General features: G+C 69.3%; 20 protein-coding genes. 16 read left to right on the top strand and 4 right to left on the bottom strand.

The features are described 5' to 3' along the window. Positions 1 to 10: 10 nt before the first annotated feature. A complete protein-coding gene (locus OIK44_RS10585; protein ID WP_273670710.1) occupies positions 11 to 2071 on the bottom strand; it encodes a UvrD-helicase domain-containing protein in 2061 nt (686 codons plus the stop codon). 151 nt (positions 2072 to 2222) lie between these two features. Here OIK44_RS10585 and OIK44_RS10580 point away from each other — a divergent pair, with 151 nt between their 5' ends. The 3 genes from OIK44_RS10580 (at position 2223) to OIK44_RS10570 (ending at position 3806) form a co-directional block, all read left to right on the top strand. Continuing rightward, positions 2223 to 2600: a hypothetical protein gene (locus OIK44_RS10580; RefSeq protein ID WP_273670709.1), complete on the top strand. Its 378-nt coding sequence runs from the start codon at positions 2223 to 2225 to the stop codon at positions 2598 to 2600. A 48-nt stretch (positions 2601 to 2648) separates the two neighbouring features. Next, entirely contained in the window at positions 2649 to 3149 is a 501-nt protein-coding gene (locus OIK44_RS10575; protein ID WP_273670708.1) for a hypothetical protein, read from the top strand. Between the two features lie 174 nt (positions 3150 to 3323). Beyond that, positions 3324 to 3806 (top strand): SRPBCC family protein, encoded by a 483-nt coding sequence (locus OIK44_RS10570; protein ID WP_273670707.1) that lies wholly within the window; start codon positions 3324 to 3326, stop codon positions 3804 to 3806. 5 nt (positions 3807 to 3811) lie between these two features. On the opposite strand, the gene OIK44_RS10565 is transcribed toward OIK44_RS10570, so the two are convergent. Further along, a complete protein-coding gene (locus OIK44_RS10565) occupies positions 3812 to 4915 on the bottom strand; it encodes an HD-GYP domain-containing protein (protein ID WP_273670706.1) in 1104 nt (367 codons plus the stop codon). 178 nt (positions 4916 to 5093) lie between these two features. Further along, a complete protein-coding gene (locus tag OIK44_RS10560; protein ID WP_273670705.1) occupies positions 5094 to 6533 on the bottom strand; it encodes a dihydrolipoyl dehydrogenase in 1440 nt (479 codons plus the stop codon). A 153-nt stretch (positions 6534 to 6686) separates the two neighbouring features. Between OIK44_RS10560 and OIK44_RS10555 the strand changes: the two genes are divergently transcribed. After that, positions 6687 to 7592 carry an ArgP/LysG family DNA-binding transcriptional regulator gene (locus OIK44_RS10555; RefSeq protein ID WP_273670704.1) on the top strand — a complete coding sequence of 302 codons (906 nt, stop codon included), beginning with the start codon at positions 6687 to 6689 and terminating at the stop codon, positions 7590 to 7592. 18 nt (positions 7593 to 7610) lie between these two features. Here OIK44_RS10555 and OIK44_RS10550 read toward each other — a convergent pair whose 3' ends face one another. Further along, a complete protein-coding gene (locus OIK44_RS10550) occupies positions 7611 to 9632 on the bottom strand; it encodes a primosomal protein N' (protein WP_273670703.1) in 2022 nt (673 codons plus the stop codon). Between the two features lie 393 nt (positions 9633 to 10025). Here OIK44_RS10550 and OIK44_RS10545 point away from each other — a divergent pair, with 393 nt between their 5' ends. From OIK44_RS10545 to OIK44_RS10490, 12 genes are all read left to right on the top strand, one after another. Continuing rightward, the gene (locus OIK44_RS10545) at positions 10026 to 10196 is read left to right on the top strand and encodes a Flp family type IVb pilin (RefSeq protein WP_273670702.1); all 171 of its coding nucleotides are present in this window, start codon (positions 10026 to 10028) and stop codon (positions 10194 to 10196) included. A gap of 159 nt (positions 10197 to 10355) precedes the next feature. Continuing rightward, the gene (locus tag OIK44_RS10540; RefSeq protein ID WP_273670701.1) at positions 10356 to 10934 is read left to right on the top strand and encodes an A24 family peptidase; all 579 of its coding nucleotides are present in this window, start codon (positions 10356 to 10358) and stop codon (positions 10932 to 10934) included. 103 nt (positions 10935 to 11037) lie between these two features. Next, entirely contained in the window at positions 11038 to 11868 is an 831-nt protein-coding gene (cpaB, locus tag OIK44_RS10535; RefSeq protein WP_273670700.1) for a Flp pilus assembly protein CpaB, read from the top strand. A 23-nt stretch (positions 11869 to 11891) separates the two neighbouring features. Then, positions 11892 to 13409 (top strand): type II and III secretion system protein family protein, encoded by a 1518-nt coding sequence (locus tag OIK44_RS10530; protein WP_273670699.1) that lies wholly within the window; start codon positions 11892 to 11894, stop codon positions 13407 to 13409. A 10-nt stretch (positions 13410 to 13419) separates the two neighbouring features. Then, positions 13420 to 13695 (top strand): hypothetical protein, encoded by a 276-nt coding sequence (locus tag OIK44_RS10525; protein ID WP_273670698.1) that lies wholly within the window; start codon positions 13420 to 13422, stop codon positions 13693 to 13695. Positions 13696 to 13726: 31 nt separating this feature from the next. Beyond that, on the top strand, positions 13727 to 14884 hold the full coding sequence (locus tag OIK44_RS10520; protein ID WP_273670697.1) for a CpaE/TadZ family protein: 1158 nt from the start codon (positions 13727 to 13729) through the stop codon (positions 14882 to 14884). Between the two features lie 41 nt (positions 14885 to 14925). Then, on the top strand, positions 14926 to 16287 hold the full coding sequence (locus tag OIK44_RS10515; RefSeq protein WP_273670696.1) for a TadA family conjugal transfer-associated ATPase: 1362 nt from the start codon (positions 14926 to 14928) through the stop codon (positions 16285 to 16287). Between the two features lie 4 nt (positions 16288 to 16291). Further along, a complete protein-coding gene (locus OIK44_RS10510; protein WP_273670695.1) occupies positions 16292 to 17260 on the top strand; it encodes a type II secretion system F family protein in 969 nt (322 codons plus the stop codon). A gap of 28 nt (positions 17261 to 17288) precedes the next feature. Then, on the top strand, positions 17289 to 18221 hold the full coding sequence (locus tag OIK44_RS10505; protein WP_273670694.1) for a type II secretion system F family protein: 933 nt from the start codon (positions 17289 to 17291) through the stop codon (positions 18219 to 18221). 2 nt (positions 18222 to 18223) lie between these two features. Continuing rightward, complete coding sequence (locus OIK44_RS10500) at positions 18224 to 18670, top strand: TadE/TadG family type IV pilus assembly protein (protein ID WP_273670693.1); 447 nt, start codon at positions 18224 to 18226, stop codon at positions 18668 to 18670. Further along, the gene (locus OIK44_RS10495; protein ID WP_273670692.1) at positions 18671 to 19093 is read left to right on the top strand and encodes a TadE/TadG family type IV pilus assembly protein; all 423 of its coding nucleotides are present in this window, start codon (positions 18671 to 18673) and stop codon (positions 19091 to 19093) included. It begins immediately after the preceding gene. Between the two features lie 32 nt (positions 19094 to 19125). After that, positions 19126 to 20331, top strand: a complete 1206-nt coding sequence (locus tag OIK44_RS10490) for a pilus assembly protein TadG-related protein (protein ID WP_273670691.1) — start codon at positions 19126 to 19128, stop codon at positions 20329 to 20331. Positions 20332 to 20335 lie beyond the last annotated feature (4 nt).

Genomic DNA, 20335 nt, shown 5'->3' with positions numbered 1-20335 from the left:
CCTTGGGCTGTCACGCCTTGGGCGCCGCCAGCAGCGCCTTCATGCGCGCCAGCCGCTCCTTCGGCGAGATGGTTTCGGCTTCGGTCGGCACGGCGTCGCCGACGTCGAGCTGCATTTCCTTGATGAAGCGGGACACGTCGCAATGCACTTGCTCGCCGGCGCGCTTGCGCTTCTTGCACCAGGTGATGCGCAGCGTGCGCTGGGCCCGCGTGATGCCCACGTACATCAGGCGCCGCTCTTCCTCGATGCGCGCGCCCATGGTCTCGGCCGGCGCGTCCGGGTCGCCCTTGTGCGGCAGGATGCCTTCTTCGACGCCGACCAGGAAGACGTGGGGAAACTCCAGCCCCTTCGAGGCGTGCAGGGTCGACATGCGCACGGCGTCCGGCTCTTCGTCCTTGCCCTCCAGCATGGTCATCAGGGCCACCATCTGCGTCAGTTCCAGCAGGTTTTTCTCCGGCCCGGACTTGTCCTTGCCGCCGCAGCCGCGCTCCTTGAGCCACATCGTGAAGTCGAGCACGTTCTGCCAGCGGCTTTGCGCCTGGCGCTCCTCGAAACTGTCGTACAAATACGACTCGTAGTTGATCTCCTTCATCATGTCGTCGAGCACCTCGGCGGCGTTCTCGCCGCTGCCGGACGGGCCGGGGCGGCTGGCGCGCGCCTCCAGCTGGTTGATGAAGGTACAGAACTGCCGCAGCGGCAGCAATTGGCGGTCCGTCAGCAGCGCCTCGATGCCGCCCTTGAAGACGGCCTGGAACAGCGAGCACTGCCACTTGCCCGAGAACGATCCCAGCACTTCCAGCGTGGCCTGGCCGACGCCGCGCCGCGGCGTCGTCACGGCGCGGATGAAGGCCGGGTCGTCGTCCTCGTTGGCCAGCAGGCGCAGGTAGCTGATGATGTCCTTGATCTCGGCCTTGTCGAAGAAGCTCTGGCCGCCGGAGATCGTGTAGGGAATGCGCTCCTTGCGCAGCGACTGTTCGATGACGCGGGCCTGGTGGTTGCCGCGGTACAGGATGGCGTAGTCGGAATACTTGTTCTTGCGCTCGAAGCGGTCGGCCGAGATCATGATGGCCACCTGCTCGGCCTCCTGGTCGTCGTTCTGCATGCCCATCACCTGGATGGGCTCGCCCAAGCCGTGCTCGGACCACAGCGATTTCTCGAACAGCTTGGGGTTGTTGCCGATGACGGCGTTGGCCGCGTTCAAGATGCGCATCGTCGAGCGGTAGTTCTGCTCCAGCTTGATGACGCGCAGGTCGGGGAAGTCCACTTCCAGCGTCTTCAGGTTTTCCACGGTGGCGCCGCGCCAGGCGTAGATGGCCTGGTCGTCGTCACCCACGGCCGTGAACATCGGTTTCTTGCCGATGCCGGTGACCATCAGCTTGACCAGCTCGTACTGGCAGGTGTTGGTGTCCTGGTATTCGTCGACGAGCAGGTAGCGCAGGCGCCGCTGCCAACGGTCGCGCACCGCCTCGTTGTTGCGGAATAATTCCACAGGCAGGCGGATCAGATCGTCGAAATCGACGGCCTGGTAGGCCGCCAGCGTCGCCACATAACTGCGGTAGATGCGCGCGGACTGGGCCTCGTCCTCGTCCTTGGCCTGGTTCAGCGCCATCTCCGGGTCGACCAGGCCGTTTTTCCACAGCGACATGTCGTTCTGGATGCGCCGGACCAGTTGCTTGTCCGTCGTCAACGCCAGGTCTTGCACCAGCGCGTAACAGTCGTCGCTATCCATGATCGAGAAGCGGTCCTTCAGGCCGACGCCGTTGGCTTCCTGGCGCAGGATTTTCACGCCCAGCGAGTGGAAGGTCGACACCGTCAGTTGCTTGGCTTGGCGCGGCTGCTTGAGCAGCTTGGCGATGCGCTCCTGCATCTCCAGCGCGGCCTTGTTGGTGAAGGTCAGGGCGGCGATCGAGCGGGGGTCGTAGCCGCGGTCCTCGATCAGGTGGGCGATTTTCTGCGTGATCACCCGCGTCTTGCCCGAGCCGGCGCCGGCCAGCACGAGGCAGGGGCCGTCCAGATAGGTCACGGCTTCGCTTTGCGGTATGTTCAGGCCGAACTGGGGTGCTTTGGACATCGGGGATGGTTTTCGGGGAGGGCGGACGACGGGGCATTGTATCAGCGTCCCGGCCGGGGCCGGCGGCGCGGCGCGCCCGCAGGGCGGAAATAGCCGGCCGCCAAATCGTTCGGGGGCGCGTTCGCGCGGCGCCGGATTTGATAAAAAATAAATGTTTTCTTTTTTAGAATATTGCCATAAGATATTCCCAGGCTTATTTAATAAGCCATCTTGGATATTTAATAACTATATAGAGGAATATTTTATGCAAACATTGACCTTACAAGAAATTGACGCTGTCTCCGGCGCAAGCGCAGAAGGCGCCGCAGTGGGCGCCGCCGTGGGCATGGTCGCTGGTCAAATGGGCGGGCGGGCATTGGGCGGCACCATCGGCGCGTTTGTCGGTTCCGCATTTGGTCCGGGCGGCGCCGTCATTGGCGCGGTCTGGGGTGGCGCCATTGGCGGGAAATATGGCCAGTCGGCCGGCGGCATCGTCGGCGGCTACATCGGCGGCAACGACGAATTGATGAAAAAAGTTATATTCTTGTAATTAATATATGCCGGCGCGTTTCTTTTACGCGCTCGCATATTCCCGGAATTGACTGACCGCAGCGACCTTTACACCGCCAGGACACGGCAAGCGGTGTACAGTGTCGCTGGCGGCACCGCCCTCACTTCAACTATTTCGCCAAGCCGACCCATGACCCTGAAATCCCACGACCGTCTATGCCTGCTGGTTTCCGTGCTGGCCTTGCTTGCCTTCGGATTGGCATTTTTCCCCGCCATATCCGATGCGATGGCGCGCAAATGGGCGGGGGCCGCGGCCGCCACGCTGATTTTCGGCTACGTCAGCTCGCAATTACTCTCCAAGCATGTATTCGGCAGGGAATCGGGAAAAGAAAAAATAGGCGACTCCCGATTCGAAGCGCATGCCATGGTCAGCACCTTGTGGCTGCCGATTATCGCCTGCGGCCTGTCGATCCTGGCCATGCTGTATTTCCAGGTCGCCCCTGAAAAAATCGGTTTTGTGCTGGTCGCCGTGGCCGGCGGCATCGGCCACAATCTGTCCAATATGCGCGATTCCCTGCGCTTCAAATAGTCTGCGGACGCGGCCGCAGAGCTGGCGCAAGCGGCGCCCACGCCATCGTTGATACAATCGGCGTGGGCCGGACAGGCTGCGCCTCGCCGGTCCCGACTTCCGGACCCGCCCGCCTGTGCGTTACCATTCGCCCTGACGGGCGCTGCGCGCTCCCACTTCTATGACGGCACTCCAATGAAATTTGAACATTTGATCGAAATTAACGATCCCCTCAATCCGCTGATCGACTCCCTCAGCCACGAGCAACTGTGGCGCGGCCTGGTGTTGCGCGCCGAGTCGCCGATGCTGTTCGTGCCGCATCTGGACGAGTGCGCCATCACGGCGCGCGACGAGACGGGCTTCAGCCGCAGCCTGCGCTACGGCGAGCTGCGCATCGAAGACCGCGTGCTGCTGTCGCCGCAGCAGCAGGTGCGCTACGAGGTGGCGGCGCAGAAGGACATCAGCCCGTCCAGCCTGGTGATGACGATAGAGACGCCGACGCCGGACACGCTGTGGGTGCGCTTCCAGTACGACGACGGCCACGACGCGGCGGCCGACGCGGCCAACGCCATGTATGACGATTTCCGCCGCTCGGCCTACCAGGAGTCCGACATCGACACGATCCGCATCCTGCGCGAACTGGCCGCCCAGGGCCGCCTGGACGGCTTGCTGAACTAGCCGCGCTACAGGCTGGCGGAGCGGCCCCACAACTGGTCGAGGCGGAAGCTCAGCGCGGCCTGTTCGGCGCCCAGCACTTCGCGTATGCCGTGGCGCTCGCTCTTGGTGTCGCGGCGCAGCGGCACGTCGAGCTTGCTGCCCCAGGGGTTGAGCAGGGTCAGCACGTGCGGCGTGGTGGAATTGACGCCCTGGCGCGTCACCACGCCCACTTCGCCGCACAGCAGCTTGACGTGGGTGCCGATCGGGTAGATGCCCAGCTCGTGCAGCAGCACCGAGGCCAGATGCGCGTCCACCGTTTCCTTCCCCTCCAGCAGAATATCGCGCAGGGCCGCGTTCGGCAGCATGGTCTTGCGGTAGTTGCGCGCCGACACGCGGGCGCAGTAGCGGTCGGCCAGCATGACGATCTTCGCGGCGCCGCCGATCTGCACCGCCGTCCGGCCGTGCGGGTAGCCGCTGCCGTCGTCGTTTTCATGGTGTTGCAGCACGCAGTCGAGCCAGGCCGCGTCGTCGATGCCGGCCGCCCGCAGCAGATCCACGCCGGCCTGCGGGTGGGCGCGCAGATAGGCCAGGTCCGGCCCGGCCAGCGGCGCGGCCGTGCACTGGAAGCGCTCGTGGTGCTGCAACATGCCGACGTTCATCGTCAGCGCGGCCAGCACCAGGCTGCGCGCCTCGGCCGCCGGCAGTTTCAGCGCGCGCGCCATCAGCAGCGCGACGACGGCCGTGTCGACGCTGTGGCGCGTCGCGTACTGGCCCACTTCCTGGTTCAGCAGTATGCAGGCCAGCGCCACGTCCCGGTCCAGTTCGACGGCCTCCTCGACCAGGCCGGCCACGGCGTCCAGCCTGGCGTGGATGGCGTCGCGGCCGCCGCCGACGATGTCGTCCAGCACCAGGTGCAACTGGCCGCGCGCCAGGTTCAACATGCGCAGCGCCGACGGCGGGTCGGCGAAGGTCAGCGTGGCATGGCCGTCGTCGGCCTCGATGAAGCCGCGCTCCAGCAACAGGTCGAGCTGGCTGTCGCTGGCGACCACATGGCCTTTCTTGACCAGCAGGCCGCCGCTTTCGCCATGCACGTCCCAGGCCAGCGCCTGCCCCACCGCGAGCTCGCTCACGGTAATGCGTCGTATTTTCAATGCCATCTCTGTGTCCCAGCTCCCGCCATTTGCCGCAGCCTGCTTGCATTTTTAGAATACGGTGTCTGGCAACATATGCAAGTTTTAATACTACTTACTGCAAGACAATATTTACAGTGCCACAGATGATCGCCGAATATGGCGGCGGCGTCTACATTTATGCGCCCGGCGTGCAATCCTGACACGGTTGCGCCCCGTCCTCCCTGGCCAGGTGGACGGCCAGCTCGCGCAGCGCCGTGCGCACGCCCTCCTCGACGACCGGGTGGTAGAAGGGCATGTCGAGCATGGCGGCGACGCTCAGCCCGGCCTGGTGGGCCCAGGCCAGCAGGTGGCCGATGTGCTCGGCACGGGGGCCGATCATCTCGGCGCCGAGGAAGCGGCCGCTGCCGAATTCGCCGTAGACGCGCAGCATGCCGCGGTTTTGCAGCATGACGCGGCTGCGGCCCTGGTCCTCGAACGACACGGAGCCAATGGCGAAGCGGCCGGCGTGGCTGTGGCACAGCTCCTTGTGGCGCGCCCCCACGGTGGCGATCTGCGGCTCGCAAAAGGCCACCGCCAGCGGCGTGCGCCGCAGGCCCGCCCGCGGCGCCGGGTAGCGGGCCGCGTTGTCGCCGGCGATGCGGCCCTGGTCGGCCGCCTCCGGCAAGACGGGGCGCTCGTCGTCGGCGTCGCCGGCGATGAAGATGGCGCTGTCGCCGCATTGCATGGTGGCGCGGTCGTACAGCGGCACGCCGCGCCGGTCCAGCGCCAGCCCGGCCAGCTCCAGGTCCAGCTGGCCGACGTTCGGGCGCCGTCCCATGGCCGCCAGCACATAGTCGAAGCGCTCGCTGCGCTCCGCGCCGCCGGCGTCGACGCTGCGCACCACGGCCGCGTCGCCGTCGCGGCCGACGCCGGCGATGCGGGTCTGGAAACGCAGGTCCAGCTCGCCGGACAGGGTGCGCGCGGCCGTCTGCAGCAGCAGCGGGTCGCTGAGCTGGGCCACGCTGGAGCCGCGCGCGAACACGCTCACGCGCACGCCCAGCCGGTGCAGGGCCTGGCCCAGCTCCAGGCCGATGACGCCGCTGCCGACGACGGCCAGCGAGGCCGGCAGGCCGGTCCAGTCGAACACGGCGTCGCTGACGATGACGCGCTCGCCGGCCGCCCGCCACGCCTCCGGCACGATGGCGCTGGAGCCGGTGGCGATGACGATGCTGCCGGCCTCGACCACGGTGTGCCGGTCCACCTGCAGGCGCCGCGGGCCGAGAAAGCGGGCGTGGCCGCGCAGCCTGTCCCCGGCCGGCATGGCCTCGACGCTGTCGACGACGAAGCCGACAAAGCGGTCGCGCTCGCCGCGCACGCGCGCCATCACGGCCGCGCCGTCGATGCGCGCGGGGCCGGCATGCACGCCGAAGGCCGGCGCGGCGGCCACGGCGTGGGCCGCCTCGGCCGCGGCGATCAGCAGCTTGCTGGGCATGCAGCCGACGCGCGCGCAGGTGGTGCCGTAGGGGCCGCCCTCTATCATCACGACGCGCTTGCCGTGGGCGCGCGCGGCCCGGTAAGCCGTCATGCCCGCCGTACCGGCGCCGATGATGGCGACGTCCACTTGTAGCGTTTCCATTGCGCTCCTTTTGATTTGCATCAACGCCGCGCCAGGCCGCGGCCGCGTATCGCCCCTCATGAATACTACTCTTCTGCCGTAAATTAGGTTTTACTTGCCGGCAAGAAAGCATTAGTATGGCTAATCCCTTTCAACTTCATATAAGTGCAGCTTATGGCTAACCTGGATTATCGCGCGCTCGCCGTCCTGGAGGCCGTTGCCAGCCACGGCAGTTTCGAGAAGGCCGCGCTGGCGCTGGGCATCACCCAGTCGGCCGTGTCGCAGCGCATCAAGGCGCTGGAAGACGCCAGCGGGCGGCTGCTGATCGTGCGCGGCCAGCCGGCTGTGCCGACCGGCCTGGGGCAGCGCCTGATCGCCCACCACCGCAACGTGAAATTGATGGAGGCTTCGCTCGACATCGACCTGGGCAACAGCGTCAGCATGCCGGAAATCGCGCTGGCGGTCGACGCCGACAGCCTGGCCACCTGGTTCCACGCCAGCCTGCCGGCGCTGCTGGCGCCGCCGCGCTGCCAGCTCGACGTGCGCCTGGCCGACAGCGACACGGCCCTGCAACTGGTGCGCCAGGGCAGCGTGTTCGGCTGCGTCGCCGGCGCGCCGGAAGTGCCGGCCGACAACGCCGCCGGCACCACCGTGACGGCGCTGGGCGTGCTGCGCTATGTCTGCGTCGCCACGCCGGTGTTCGCCGGCCACTGGTTCGGCGACGGCTTTTCCGCCGACGCCGTGCAACTGGCGCCGGCCGCCGTCAGCGACCGCCGCCTGCTGGCGCGCTTCCTGCACCAGGAACTCGACATGCAGGCGCAGTTCCCGCACCACACCGTGCCCGTGTCGGCGGCCCTGGGCGACTGCATCCTCGGCAGCCTGGCGTATGGTTTGATGCCGCAGCGGCAGGCCGCCGCAGCGCTGGCGGCGGAGCGCCTGGTCGACCTGCTGCCGGGGCGCACGCTGGACGTGCCGCTCAGCTGGCACGCCTGGACGCTCGACGCGCCGTTCACCAAATTGCTGTCGGAACAAATCGTCAGCAGCGCCCGGCGCTACCTCTTGCAGAACGCCGTCGCCTGAACCCGCCGCGGACGCGGCTCAGATATCCAGCGGGTCCACTTCCAGCGACCATTTGACGCGGCTTTTCATGTCGCGCAGCGCCGCCAGCCATTCCTTCAAAAACGCCTGCAGGGCCGGGCGCGACGCCGACTCGACCAGCAACTGCGCGCGGTCGACGTTGTGGACCCGCGTCATGCTCATCGGTATCGGGTCGTTGATCGTGATGGCCGGGTGCGCCAGGCAAGCCTGCGCCGCCTGCAAAAACGCGATCGCCGTGGCCAGCTCGGGCGCCTCGGCGCGCAGCAGCGCCTGGAACAGATAGGGCGGCAGCGCCGCCTGGGCGCGCTCTTCCAGCAAGGCGCCGGCGAAGTGGTCGTAGTCGTGGTTGACGACGGCGTCGTACAGGGGATGGCGCGCGTAGCGGGTCTGTATCAGCACCTCGCTGACGCTGCCGCCCTCGCTCTGCGCGGCCCGCCCGGCCCGGCCCGCCACCTGCATCAATTGCGCGAACAGGCGCTCGCTGGCCCGGTAGTCCTGGGAAAACAGGGCCGTGTCCGGGTTCAGGATGCCGACCAGCGTCAATTTTTTAAAATCGTGGCCCTTCGCCACCATCTGCGTGCCGATCAGGATGTCGACCTCGCCCCGGTGCACGCTGTCGAACGCGGCCTGCGCGCTGCCCTTGCGGCGCGTCGAATCGGCGTCGATGCGCAGGATGCGCGCCTCGGGGAACAGTTGCTGCAAGCCTTCCTCGACGCGCTGGGTGCCGCGCCCCAGCGGCTGCAGGTCGACGTTGCCGCAAGTGGGGCAATGGCGCGGGATGCGCAGCTCCAGGCTGCAGTGGTGACAGCGCAGCCGGTGCTCCGGCTTGTGCAGCACCATGAACGAGGTGCAGCGCGTGCAGTTGCTGATCCAGCCGCACGATTCGCAGCAAATCACCGGCGAGTAGCCGCGCCGGTTCAGGAACAGCAGCGACTGCTCGCCGCGCTCCATGCGCAGCTTCAGCGCCGCCACCAGGTGCGAGGTCAGCCCGTCCTTGGGGCGGTCGCGCTCCATGTCGAGCAGCTTGACGCGCGGCAGCACGGCGTTCTTGACGGCCCGCTCGCGCAACTCCAGCTTGCGGTAGCGCCCCGACTGGGCGTGGTGCCAGCTTTCCAGCGAGGGCGTGGCCGAGCCCAGCACGATGGGGATGCCCAGTTGCCAGGCGCGCCACACGGCCAGGTCGCGCGCCGAATAGCGCAAGCCTTCCTGCTGCTTGTAGGACGGGTCGTGCTCCTCGTCGATGACGATCAGTTGCAAGTGCGGCAGCGAGGCGAGGATGGCCAGCCGGGTGCCCAGCACGATGCGCGCCTTGCCCTCGTGGGCGGCCAGCCAGTGCAGCATGCGCTCGCCCTCGGACAGGCTGCTGTGCAGCGTCGCCAGCATGACGCCGGGAAAGCGCGCGCGGATATTGCCCTCCAACTGGGGCGTCAGATTGATCTCCGGCACGAGGATCAGGATCTGCCCGTCCGCCTCGCGCGCCAGCACCTGGGCGCAGGCTTGCAGATACACCTCGGTCTTGCCGCTGCCGGTGACGCCGTACAGCAGCGTCGGCGCGAAGCCGCGCGCGCCGCCGATGGCGTCGGCCGCGCGCTGCTGGGCCTCGTTCAGGCGCGGCATGTCCAGCGGCGTGCCGTCGTGCACGCTGGCGTCCTTGGCCAGCTTCTTGATGGCGCGGTCCAGCGCCACCGTCGTCAGCACGCGCAAATTCTTCGGCAGGCCAGGCAAGGCCACCTCGCCCAGCGGGCGCTGGTAGTAGTCGGCGGCGAAGCCGGCCAGCGCCAGCCACTGCGGCGACAGCGGCGCCAGCTGGCCGCGCACGGCCAGCGCGTCCTTCAGCTTGTCCGCCGGCACGGTACTGGTGTCGGCCACGCCGACGATCAGGCCGACCACCTCGCGCCGGCCGAAGGGCACCAGCGCCAGCTGCCCCACCTGCGGCCGCGCCCCGTCCGCGCACGGCCAGCGGTAGTCGAAACAGGCGTTCAGCGGGGTGTCGAGGGCGATGTTAAGAATGCACTGCGGCATCGATGCTACCAATCTGAAAAAAAACGCGGCGCGGCGCGCGCGCCGAGGCTGGCGGAATTATCCCCGCCCGGGGCGGGGCGGTCTACCGGGCCCATCATACTTCGACTTGTTACAAAACGCCTAAGCCGGCATGGGGGCGGCCCTGGCCTGGCGCCGCATCGGCCCCTTGCGCGGCATATTCCGACCAGGAAAAGCAAGACATATGTACTAGTTCATGTCCCAAAGAAAGTGCGGATTGTACCAGTCAGAAAATGACGTTTCTCTGATGCATATCATTGGCGCCGCGCCTATAGTTTGCGCTTCTGCATTGTTGGCATTTAGAACAGATTCCGCCGCAAACGCCGCGTGGCGCAGAAGTAGGGCACTTTCCACCAACTCAACAAGGACAACACCATGAACTCGATTAAACACTTTATCGCCGAAGAAGACGGCGTGACCGCGATCGAATACGGTCTGATCGCCGCGCTGATCGGTGTCGCCATCGCCGTCGGCGCCAGTGCGCTGGGCGGCAAAATCAGCGATTTATTCAAATCGATCGGCGACAAAATAGCTGCGCCGAAATAAACACGCCGGCCGCCTGACAGCGGCCATGACGCGCCGGCGGCAGCGCCCGCGCGCCGCGGCTGGCGCCACGCAAGGGCCGGCCCCCGGCCCGCCACCTTGCCGCGATACCCGCGCGCACCCTCCCCACATGAACGATCCGACACAGCGTCCGCACCCGCCATGCCCAGCCATTTATTGATGATCCTGCCCGCGCTGCTGCTGTGCGCCCTGCTGGCCGCCGCCGTGTGGCACGACCTGCGCAGCCGCCGCATTCCGAACCGCCTGGTGTTTCCCGGCGCGCTGGCCGCGCTGGCGCTGCACACGCTGCTGCCCGCCGGCGGCGGCCTGTTCGGCGCGCCCTTCGGCGGGCTCGGCCCGCTGGCGGCGCTGGCCGGCATGGCGCTGGGCCTGGCCGCGCTGCTGCCCATGTACATGCTGCGCGCCATGGGCGCCGGCGACGTCAAGCTGCTGGCGATGGTCGGCGCCTTCCTCGGCCCGCACGCCATCGTCGGCGCGGCGCTGGGCAGCGTGCTGGCCGGCGGCGTGCTGGCCCTCGCCGTCGCCCTGTGGCAGGGCAAGCTGGCCAAGGTGCTCGGCAATCTGCACGAGATGCTGGTGCTGAGCCTGATGCGCGGCGCCGCCGGCGAGGGCGCGCGCATCGCCGCCCCCTCCGCCCCCACCGGCAAGCTGGCGTATGCGGTGGCGATCGCCGCCGGCACGCTGGGTTCGCTCGCCGCCGACGCCGGGGGCCGCTTCTGATGCGCGCCGAAGCCGCCGGCGCATTGGCGCGCCGCGCGCGCGCCGCCCACACCCCAACCGGTCCGCGCCGAGCGCCGGCGCCGCGCCACACCGAGGAAATGCTATGAGAAATACCCGTGCAGTGACGATGATCGCGCTGGCCTGCGTGCTCGCCTTTGCCGCCGTCATGGTGGCGGCCCGCTGGATCGGCGCCCAGGCGGCCGGCAGCAGCAGCAAGGTCGCCGTCGCCAGCGTCGACATCGGCCTGGGCGCGCGCCTCGGCGCCGACATGGTGCACCTGGTCGACTGGCCCGCCAACGCGCTGCCGCCCGGCGCCATCGGCGACCCGGCGCTGCTGGCGAACCGCGTCACGCGCAGCAGCATCCAGCGCGGCGAGCCGCTCATGGACAGCAAGCTGGCGCCGGCCGGCACGATAGGCGGCCTGTCGGCCATCGTCGCCGACGGCAAGCGCGCCATGACGGTGCGCGTCAACGACGTCGTCGGCGTGGCCGGCTTCGCCCTGCCCGGCAACTTCGTCGACATCCTCGTCAACACCCAGGGCGAGGCGGAGAAGAGCGCGCACAAGGATCCCGCCATCTCGAAGATCGTGCTGGAACGCATACTCGTGCTGGCCATCGCCCAGGAATCCAGCCGCGACGACACCAAGCCGAAGGTGGTCAACGCCGTGACGCTGGAACTGACGCCGGAACAGACGGAAAAGCTGGACCTGGCGCGCAGCGTCGGCACGCTGTCGCTGGTGCTGCGCAACCAGATCGACCCCGGCCCCGTCAACACGGACGGCGCGACGAAAACCAGCCTGCTCGACGTCAAGGCGGCGCCGCAGCGGGCGGCGGCCCCGCAGCAGGCGCCCCGCGTGGCGGCCCTGCGCGCCGCGCCGCGGCGCGAACAGATCGAGGTCATCAAGGGCCTGGACCGCAGCCAGCAACAATTTTAAGTCGATGAACAAGGAAGCATTTGATGCGTAAATATTACACCGTGGCCCAGCGCGCCCAGCGTTCCGCGCTGCGCGCCGCGCTACGCGGAACGCTGGCGGCCGCCGGCGTCGTGGCGCTGTCGGTCTTCGCGTATGGCGACATGGCGCTGGCCAGCCCGGCCCAGCAGAAAGCGGCGCCGCGGCCGGCGCCGAAAGCCCCCGCCAGGGCGGCGCGCCGGCCCGCCCCGGAACCGGCCGCGGCCGCGCCGGCCGCCCCCGAGCTGGCGGCGCTGATCACGCTGGCCGAGGGCAAGTCGAAACTGCTGCACCTGCCGTATGCGGCCGCGCGCGTGGCCGTCGGCAACGCCGACGTGGCCGACGTCATCCTGCTCAACCCGACCGAGGTCTACCTGCTCGGCAAGCGCGCCGGCGCCACCAACCTGATCCTGTGGAACAAGGCCAACCAGGCCAGCATCGTCGACATCGCCGTCAACGTCGACACGGTCGGGCTGCGCCAGCAGCTGGAGCGCCTGTTCGGCGGCGAAAAAGACATCGTCATCACGGCGGCGGCCGACACCCTGATCCTGTCCGGCACCGTGTCCGACGTCGTCAAGGCCAGCCAGATCGCCGCGCTGGCCGGCGTCTATGTGCAGCGCGCCGGCGCCGGCGCGGCGGCCAACCCGGCGGCGCCGGCCGGGACCGCCCCGCTGAAGGTCGTCAACATGCTCGGCATCGCCGCGCCGCAACAGGTGATGCTGGAAGTGCAGATCGCCGAAGTGTCGAAGAGCCTGGTGGACCAGCTCGGCGCCAGCCTGGGCATCAACATCAAGGCCGGCAACTGGAACCACGCGCTGCTGTCGAACCTGCTCAGCGGCAATCCCAGCATGGTCGGCACGCGCGACACGACGAACGGCAACAACGTCAGGATAGACGCGCAAAAGCGCGACGGCCTGGTGAAGGTGCTGGCCGAGCCGACCATCATGGCCATCAGCGGCCAGGAGGCCAGCTTCCTGGCCGGCGGCAAGGTCTTCATCCCCGTCAGCCAGAACCACAACAACGGCATTCCCACGATCACGCTGGAGGAAAAGGAATTCGGCGTCGCCGTCAAATTCACCCCCACCGTGCTGGACGGCGGACGCATCAACCTGAAGGTGGCGCCCGAAGTGTCGGAGCTCAACAAGGAGGGCATAGGCGTCGCCGCCGCCGGTCTGAACGCGACGGCCATCCTGCCCTCGTTCACGACGCGGCGGGCGACCACGACGGTGCAACTGTTCGACGGCCAGAGCTTCGCCATCGGCGGCCTGATCAAGAACAACGTCACCTCCAACATCAAGGCCCTGCCGCTGCTCGGCGAGGTGCCGGTGCTGGGCGCACTGTTCCGCAGCAGCGACTTCCAGAACGACCGCAGCGAGCTGGTCTTCATCGTCACGCCCCACCTGGTCAAGCCGCTGGCGCAAAAGCCGGCGCTGCCGACGGACGGCTATGTGGCGCCGTCGCGGGCCGAGTTCTTCCTGCACGGCAAACAGGAGGGCGCCGCCGCGCCGTCCGCCACCCCCAACTAGGAGCCACACCATGCGCCCACGCCACCTCCCCCACGCCGCCCTGCTGTGCGCCATCGCCCTGGCCGGCTGCGCCCCGGCGACGCCGAACCTGGACCGCCAGTTCGGCCACAGCGTCAGGCTGGCGATGGCCCGCCAGACGCTGCACCCGGACGCCGGCGCCCGCGCCCAGCGCGACGCCGGCCTCGACGCCAGGGCCGCGCTGGGCGCCTACGAGCGCTACCAGCAATCCAACCAGACGCCCGAGGCGCAGCCGAACGTGCTCACCATCGGCGTCGGCGGCCGCTGACGCGCCGCCCCACACGCAACCGGGAACCACATTGAAAATCGCCGTCATCTCCAAGGACGCCAGCGCGCTGGCCGACATGGCCGCGCTGCTGCGCCAGCGCAAGCCGTCCGACACCGTCGCGGCCGTCGCCGGCACGCTGGCGCAACTGCCGGGCGGCACGCCGCCCGACGTGCTGGTGCTCGACCAGCCCGACGTCGCCGAGGCCGAGCTGGCCCAGCTCGAACGCCTGGGCAATGGCCAGCCCCAGCTGGCCGTCATCCTGCTGTGCCGCAACCACACGCCGCAACTGCTGCTGCAAGCCATGCGCGCCGGCGTGCGCGAAGTGCTGGCCTCGCCGGCGCCGCCGGCCAGCCTGGCGGCCGCCGTCGAGCGGGTCGAGCACAAGCGCGAGCAGCGCCAGCCGGCCGGCGGCCAGGTGCTGGCCTTCATCTCCTGCAAGGGCGGCAGCGGCGCCACCTTCCTCGCCACCAACCTCGGCTACGCGCTGGCCGCGTCCGGCAGCAAGCGCGTCGCCTTGATCGACCTCAACCTGCAGTTCGGCGACGCCTCGCTGTTCGTCTCCGAGCACAAGCCGCTGGCCACGCTGGCCGACGTGGCCCAGCAGATCCACCGCCTGGACCCGTCCTTCCTCGCCTCCAGCATGCTCAGCATCACCCCCAACTACGGCGTGCTGGCCGCGCCGGAAGACCCGGCCCACGCCAACGACGTGCTGCCCGAGCACGTCGACGCCATCCTGCACCTGGCGCGGCGCCACTACGATTTCGTCATCCTCGACATCGGCCGCAGCCTCGACGCCATCAGCATCCGCGCGCTCGACCAGGCCGACACCATCTACCCCATCCTGCAGACGACGCTGCCCTACATCCGCGACGGCCGCCGCCTGCTCGACGCCTTCCGCGCGCTCGGCTACCCGAAGAAGAAAATCCAGCTGGTCGTCAACCGCCACGACAAGGGCAGCGACATCCGCCTGCAAGACCTGGAGGGCGCCTACGGCAGCGCCATCTTCAAGGCCATCCCCAACCACTACGAGGCGGCCGCCGCCTCCGTCAACCAGGGCGTGCCCATCCTCAAGCTGGACCCCGGCAGCCCGCTGACGCGGGCCCTGCAGGACTTCGCCCAGGGCTTGACGGGCGAGGCCGCGCCGGCCGGCCAGGGCTGGATGGCGCGGCTATTCCAGCGCGCCGCCTGAGGCCGCCCTTTTTTCGCAACAGCGCAGCACGGAGAGAACACATGGCAACAGCAAGCATATCCATCAGGGAACGCCTGGGCAGCGCCGCCCCGGCCCCGGCCGCCGCGCCGCGCGCCGCCACCATCGACAACCGCGGCTACCAGGCGCTGCAGCAGCGCATCCACCAGATGCTGCTGGAGCGGGTCGACCTGGAAGGCATGCAGCGCCTGAGCCAGCAGCAGGTCCGCGAGGAATTGCGCGCCCTGGTCGAGCGCCTGCTCGACGAGGAGGCCGTCGCCATCAACGAGCAGGAGCGGCGCAACCTGACGCGCGACATCCAGAACGAGATGCTCGGCTTCGGCCCCCTGGAGCCGCTGCTGGCCGACCCCAGCGTCTCCGACATCCTCGTCAACACCCACAAGCGCGTCTACGTCGAGCGCCGCGGCAAGCTGGAGCTGACCGACGTCAGCTTCAGCGACGACGCCCACCTGATGAAGATCATCGACAAGATCGTCTCGCGCGTCGGCCGGCGCATCGACGAATCGAGCCCCATGGTCGACGCCCGCCTGCCGGACGGCTCGCGCGTCAACGCCATCATCCCGCCGCTGGCCATCGACGGCCCCATCATGTCGATCCGCCGCTTCTCGGCCGACCCGCTGCGCCTGGCCGACCTGGTGGCCTACCACAGCCTGACGGCCGACATGGCCGAGATCCTGCAGGGCCTGGGCAAGGCCAAGATCAACATCCTCATCTCCGGCGGCACCGGCAGCGGCAAGACCACCATGCTCAACGTGCTGTCCGGCTTCATCGGCGCCACCGAGCGCATCGTCACCGTCGAGGACGCGGCCGAGCTGCAATTGCAGCAACCCCACGTCGTGCGCCTGGAGACGCGCCCGCCCAACATCGAGGGCAAGGGCGAGGTGACGCAGCGGGCCCTGGTGCGCAACGCCCTGCGCATGCGCCCCGACCGCATCATCCTCGGCGAGGTGCGCGGCGGCGAGGCGCTCGACATGCTGCAGGCGATGAACACGGGCCACGAGGGCTCGATGGCGACGATCCACGCCAACACGCCGCGCGACGCCCTGACGCGGCTGGAAAACATGATCAGCATGGCCGCCGCCAGCCTGCCCAGCAAGGCCATGCGCCAGCAGATCAGCTCGGCCATCGGCGTCGTCGTCCAGGTCGCCCGCCTGATGGACGGCAAGCGCAAGGTCACCTCGATCCAGGAAATCACCGGCATGGAGGGCGAGATGATCACCATGCAGGAAATTTTCAGCTTCAGGCAAACGGGCGTCGGCGACGCCGGCGCCGTGCTCGGCCATTTCGTCTCGACCGGCATCCGCCCCCGCTTCGTCGAGCGCCTGCACACCTTCGGCATCAGCGTCGCCGGCGCGCTGTTCGAGCCGCAGCGGCGCGAGGGCTGAGACGATGGACTGGATGTACCACGCCTTCGTCACGCTGGTCTTCGGCGCCACGGCGCTGCTGTGCGGCGGCCTCTGGCTGCTGTGGCGCGCCGCCCGCGGCGGCGGCGCCGCCCGCATCGCCCGGCGCCTGCGCAGCCACGGCGGCGGCGCCGCCGAGGCCCCCGTCTCCATCACCAAGACCCGCCTGCTGAGCCGCAGCCCGCCGCTGCAGCGCCTGCTGCAAGCGCTGCCGGGCACGGCCGCCGCCGACCGCCTGCTGCTGCAATCGGGGCTCAGCTGGAGCGTGGCCCGCCTGGCCGGCCTGTCGCTGCTGGCGCTGCTGCTGGGCCTGGCGCTGGCCAGCGCCGCCAACCTGCCGTGGCCGCTGCGCCCGGCCGGCGCCGCCGCCGCCGCGCTGCCCCTGCTGGGCGTGTTGCGCGCCAAGGCGCGGCGCCTGCGGCGCATCGAGCTGCAACTGCCCGAGGCGCTGGACCTGATGGGCCGCGCCATGCGCGCCGGCCACGCCTTCCCGACGGCGCTGAAGATGGCCGGCGACGAGCTGCCCGAGCCGCTGGCCGGCGAGTTCCGCGGCGTCTTCGACGAAGTCAATTTCGGCGTCGCCCTGGCCGACGCCCTGCTGAACCTGGCCGCGCGCGTGCCCAGCACGGACTTGCGCTACTTCGTCGTCGCCGTGCTGATCCAGCGCGAAACGGGCGGCAACCTGGCCGAGCTGCTGACCAGCATCAGCGGCATCGTCCGCGACCGCCTCAAGCTGCTCGGCCAGATCCGCGTGCTCTCGGCCGAGGGCAGGATGTCGGCCTGGGTGCTGTCGCTGCTGCCCTTCGGCGCCGCGCTGCTGATGCAACTGAGCAATCCTGACTTCCTCGGCCTGCTGTACACGGACCCGGGCGGCCGCAAGATGCTCGGCGTCGCCGCGCTGATGATGCTCATCGGCATAGCGACGATACGCGCCGTCACCCGCATCCGCGTCTGAGACGCGCCCCCCAACCCGCAGGAGCCGCATGCACACTTCCACCTACCTCTACCTGGCGCTGCTGTTTTTCGCCGTCTTCGGCGCCGTGCTGCTGCTGACGCGGCCGTTCGCCCCCCGCGCGCTGCACTACCGCCTGCACGCGGCCGCCGGCAACGGCGCCGACGCCGGCGGCCGGCGGCGGCGCTGGCTGGCCGGCCTGCTGCGCATGGCCATCCCGCTGGGCAAGCTGTCGGCGCCGCAAGACCCCGCCGACGGCTCCTCGCTGCGCCTGCGCTTCCTGCACGCCGGCCTGCGCACGGCGGCCGCGCCGGCCCTGTTCTACGGCGCCAAGACGGCGCTCAGCGCGGCGCTGCCGGCGGCCTGCTTCTTCCTCGGCGGCGGCGCCGGCGCCGGCGCGGCGCGCCTGTTCTGGCCGCTCGCCGCCGCCGCCGCCGGCTACTACCTGCCCAACCTGCTGCTGGGCCGCCTGGCCCGGCGGCGCCAGCGCGACATCTTCGACAGCCTCCCCGACGCGCTCGACTTGATGACCGTCTGCGTCGAGGCCGGCCTGGCGATGGACGCGGCGCTGGCCCGCGTGGCCGGCGAAATCGGCTTGAAGAGCGCCGTGCTGGCCGAGGAGCTGCAACTGGTGACGCTGGAATTGCGCGCCGGCAGCGGCAAGGAAAAAGCCCTGCGCAACCTGGCGCTGCGCACCGGCGTCGACGACGTCAACGCCCTCGTGACGATGCTGATCCAGGCCGAGCGCTTCGGCACCGGCATCGGCGTGGCCCTGCGCGTGCAGTCCGAGCAGTTGCGCACCAAGCGCCGCCAGCGGGCCGAGGAACAGGCCGCGAAAATCTCGCTGAAACTGCTGTTCCCGCTGATTTTCTTCATCTTCCCGGCCCTGATGGTGGTGCTGATGGGGCCGGCGGTGATCCAGATCTACCGGCAACTGCTGCCGGCCATGCTCGGCGCGGGCTGAGCATGGCGGCGCCCACCCCACACCGCCAGCGCGGCGTCGCCGCCGTCGAACTGGCCCTGCTGCTGCCGCTGCTGCTGCTGCTGTTCCTCGGCACCGGCGCCGTGCTGCGCCTGTACTACGTCAACATGGCCCTGCTCAACGCCGCCCACGCCGGCGCCCAGTACGCCGTCACCGCCAACAGCGAAGACCGCGGCGCCATCGCCGCCGCCGCGCTGCGCGACGGCCGCCACGACCTGCCCCGCATGGCGGCGCCGAGCGTGCGCATCGTGCGCCGCTGCGCCGACGGCAGCCCCCACGGCGGCGGCGCCTGCCCCGGCCACGCGCCGGCGCCGTGGACCTATGTCGAGGTCAGCGCCGACTACCCCTTCGCCAGCGACACCTTCGGCATGCTGCCCGGCTTTCCCGCCGTGCTGAACCTCCGTCAAACCGCCATTTTTCGCCTGAATTAAATGAAACCCCACCATCTTCCCGCACAGCGCCGCCGGCGCGGCTCCTACCTCGTCGAATTCTCCCTGGTGCTGACGCTCTTGCTCGTCATCGTCTTCGGCATCGTCAATTTCGGCCTGGCCGCGTGGTCCTACAACACGCTGTCGGAGGCGGCGCGCGAGGGCGCCCGCTATGGCAGCGTGCTGGGCAACAGCGACGGCGTCCACACGACGGCCAGCGCGCGCCAGCGCATCCGCGAAAAAGTCCGCGCCTTCTCGATGGGCATGCCCTTCGACGAGGCGACGGTGAGCTGGGACACGGGCGAGAACTCGCCCGGCAGCACGGTCACCGTGACGCTGCGCTACCAGTTCAGTTCGACCATGCCCTTCATCGGCCCGCTCGCCATCCCGCTGAGCAGCACGGCCAGCATGACCATTTCCCACTGAGCGGCGCGCCGCTCCCCGCCGAGGCCACCACCATGCTTACCTTCCCCACCTTGCCGCGCCAGCGTGGCAGCGTTCCCGTCGCCGTGGCGCTGCTGCTGCCGGTGCTGATCGGCTGCGCCGGCCTGGCCAACGACAGCGGCCAGGTGTATCTGGCGCGCCGGCAGATGCAAACGGCCGCCGACGCCGGCGCCCGCTCGGCCGCGCTGGAGCTGCGCCGCCAGGCGGCCGATGCCGACGTCATCGCGGCGGCCCGCGGCGACGCCGCCCTGAACGGCTTCCCGGCCGGCAGCGTCAGCGTCAGGCTGCTCAGCGGCCCCGGCCCGTCGCCGGCCCGCAGCGGCTATGTGGAAGTGCTGGTTGCCCAGGCCGTGCCGACCCCCTTCATGGGCCTGCTCGGCACGCCCAGCGTCGCCGTGTCGGCGCGCGCCGTGGCCGGCGCCCGGCCGGGCGGCAACTGCTTCCTGGCGCTGAACCGCAACAATGTCGGCAACGCCATGGAAGTGACCGGCGCCGGCGAGGTGGCCGCCAACAACTGCGACGTCTTCGTCAACGGCAGTGTGGCCGGCACGCTGGCGGCCACCGGCGCCATCACCGTCAGCGGCCGGCGCATCGGCCTGCAGGGCCCCAGCGCCAGCCGGGCCGAGGGCGGCAACTTCAAGCCGGCGCCGCAGACCGGGCAGCCGGCCGAGGCCGACCCGCTGGCGAGGCTGGCCACGCCCGCCGGCGGCCCGCTGCGCAACGGCGCCAACATCCGCGGCAACACCACGCTGGCGCCGGGCACCTACCCCGGCGGCATCCACATCAGCGGCAGCGCCAGCGTCGTCTTCCAGCCCGGCATCTACGTGCTGCAGGGCGGCTTCAGCGTGAACGGCGCCGTCAACCTGGACGGCGCCGGCGTCGCCTTCTACACCCAGGGGCCGGTCGACATCCGCGGCAGCGGCGTCGTGCAACTGGCGGCGCCGGCGACGGGGCCGATGGCCGGCATCCTGTTCTACGGCGACCGCGCGCTGGCCAAGGACGACAACAACCTCGTCGGCAGCAGCGCCTGGACGCTGGCCGGCACGCTGTACTTCCCGTCGAGCAAACTGAGCATCGTCGGCAGCGGCGGCCTCAAGGGCGAGCCCTACCTGATGCTGATCGCCGACACCATGTCCTTCACGGGCGGCATGGAATCGAACTTCAAGAACCCCGTGTACAACCCCGCCTTCAGCGGCGCCGCGGTGGCCGTGTCCGAGTGAGGGC

This window comes from Janthinobacterium fluminis, assembly GCF_028595325.1.
In the GTDB taxonomy this organism is placed as follows: domain Bacteria; phylum Pseudomonadota; class Gammaproteobacteria; order Burkholderiales; family Burkholderiaceae_D; genus Janthinobacterium; species Janthinobacterium fluminis.
Note: the sequence above shows the minus strand (reverse complement) of the source record. Positions and strands in the feature narration are given on the sequence as shown.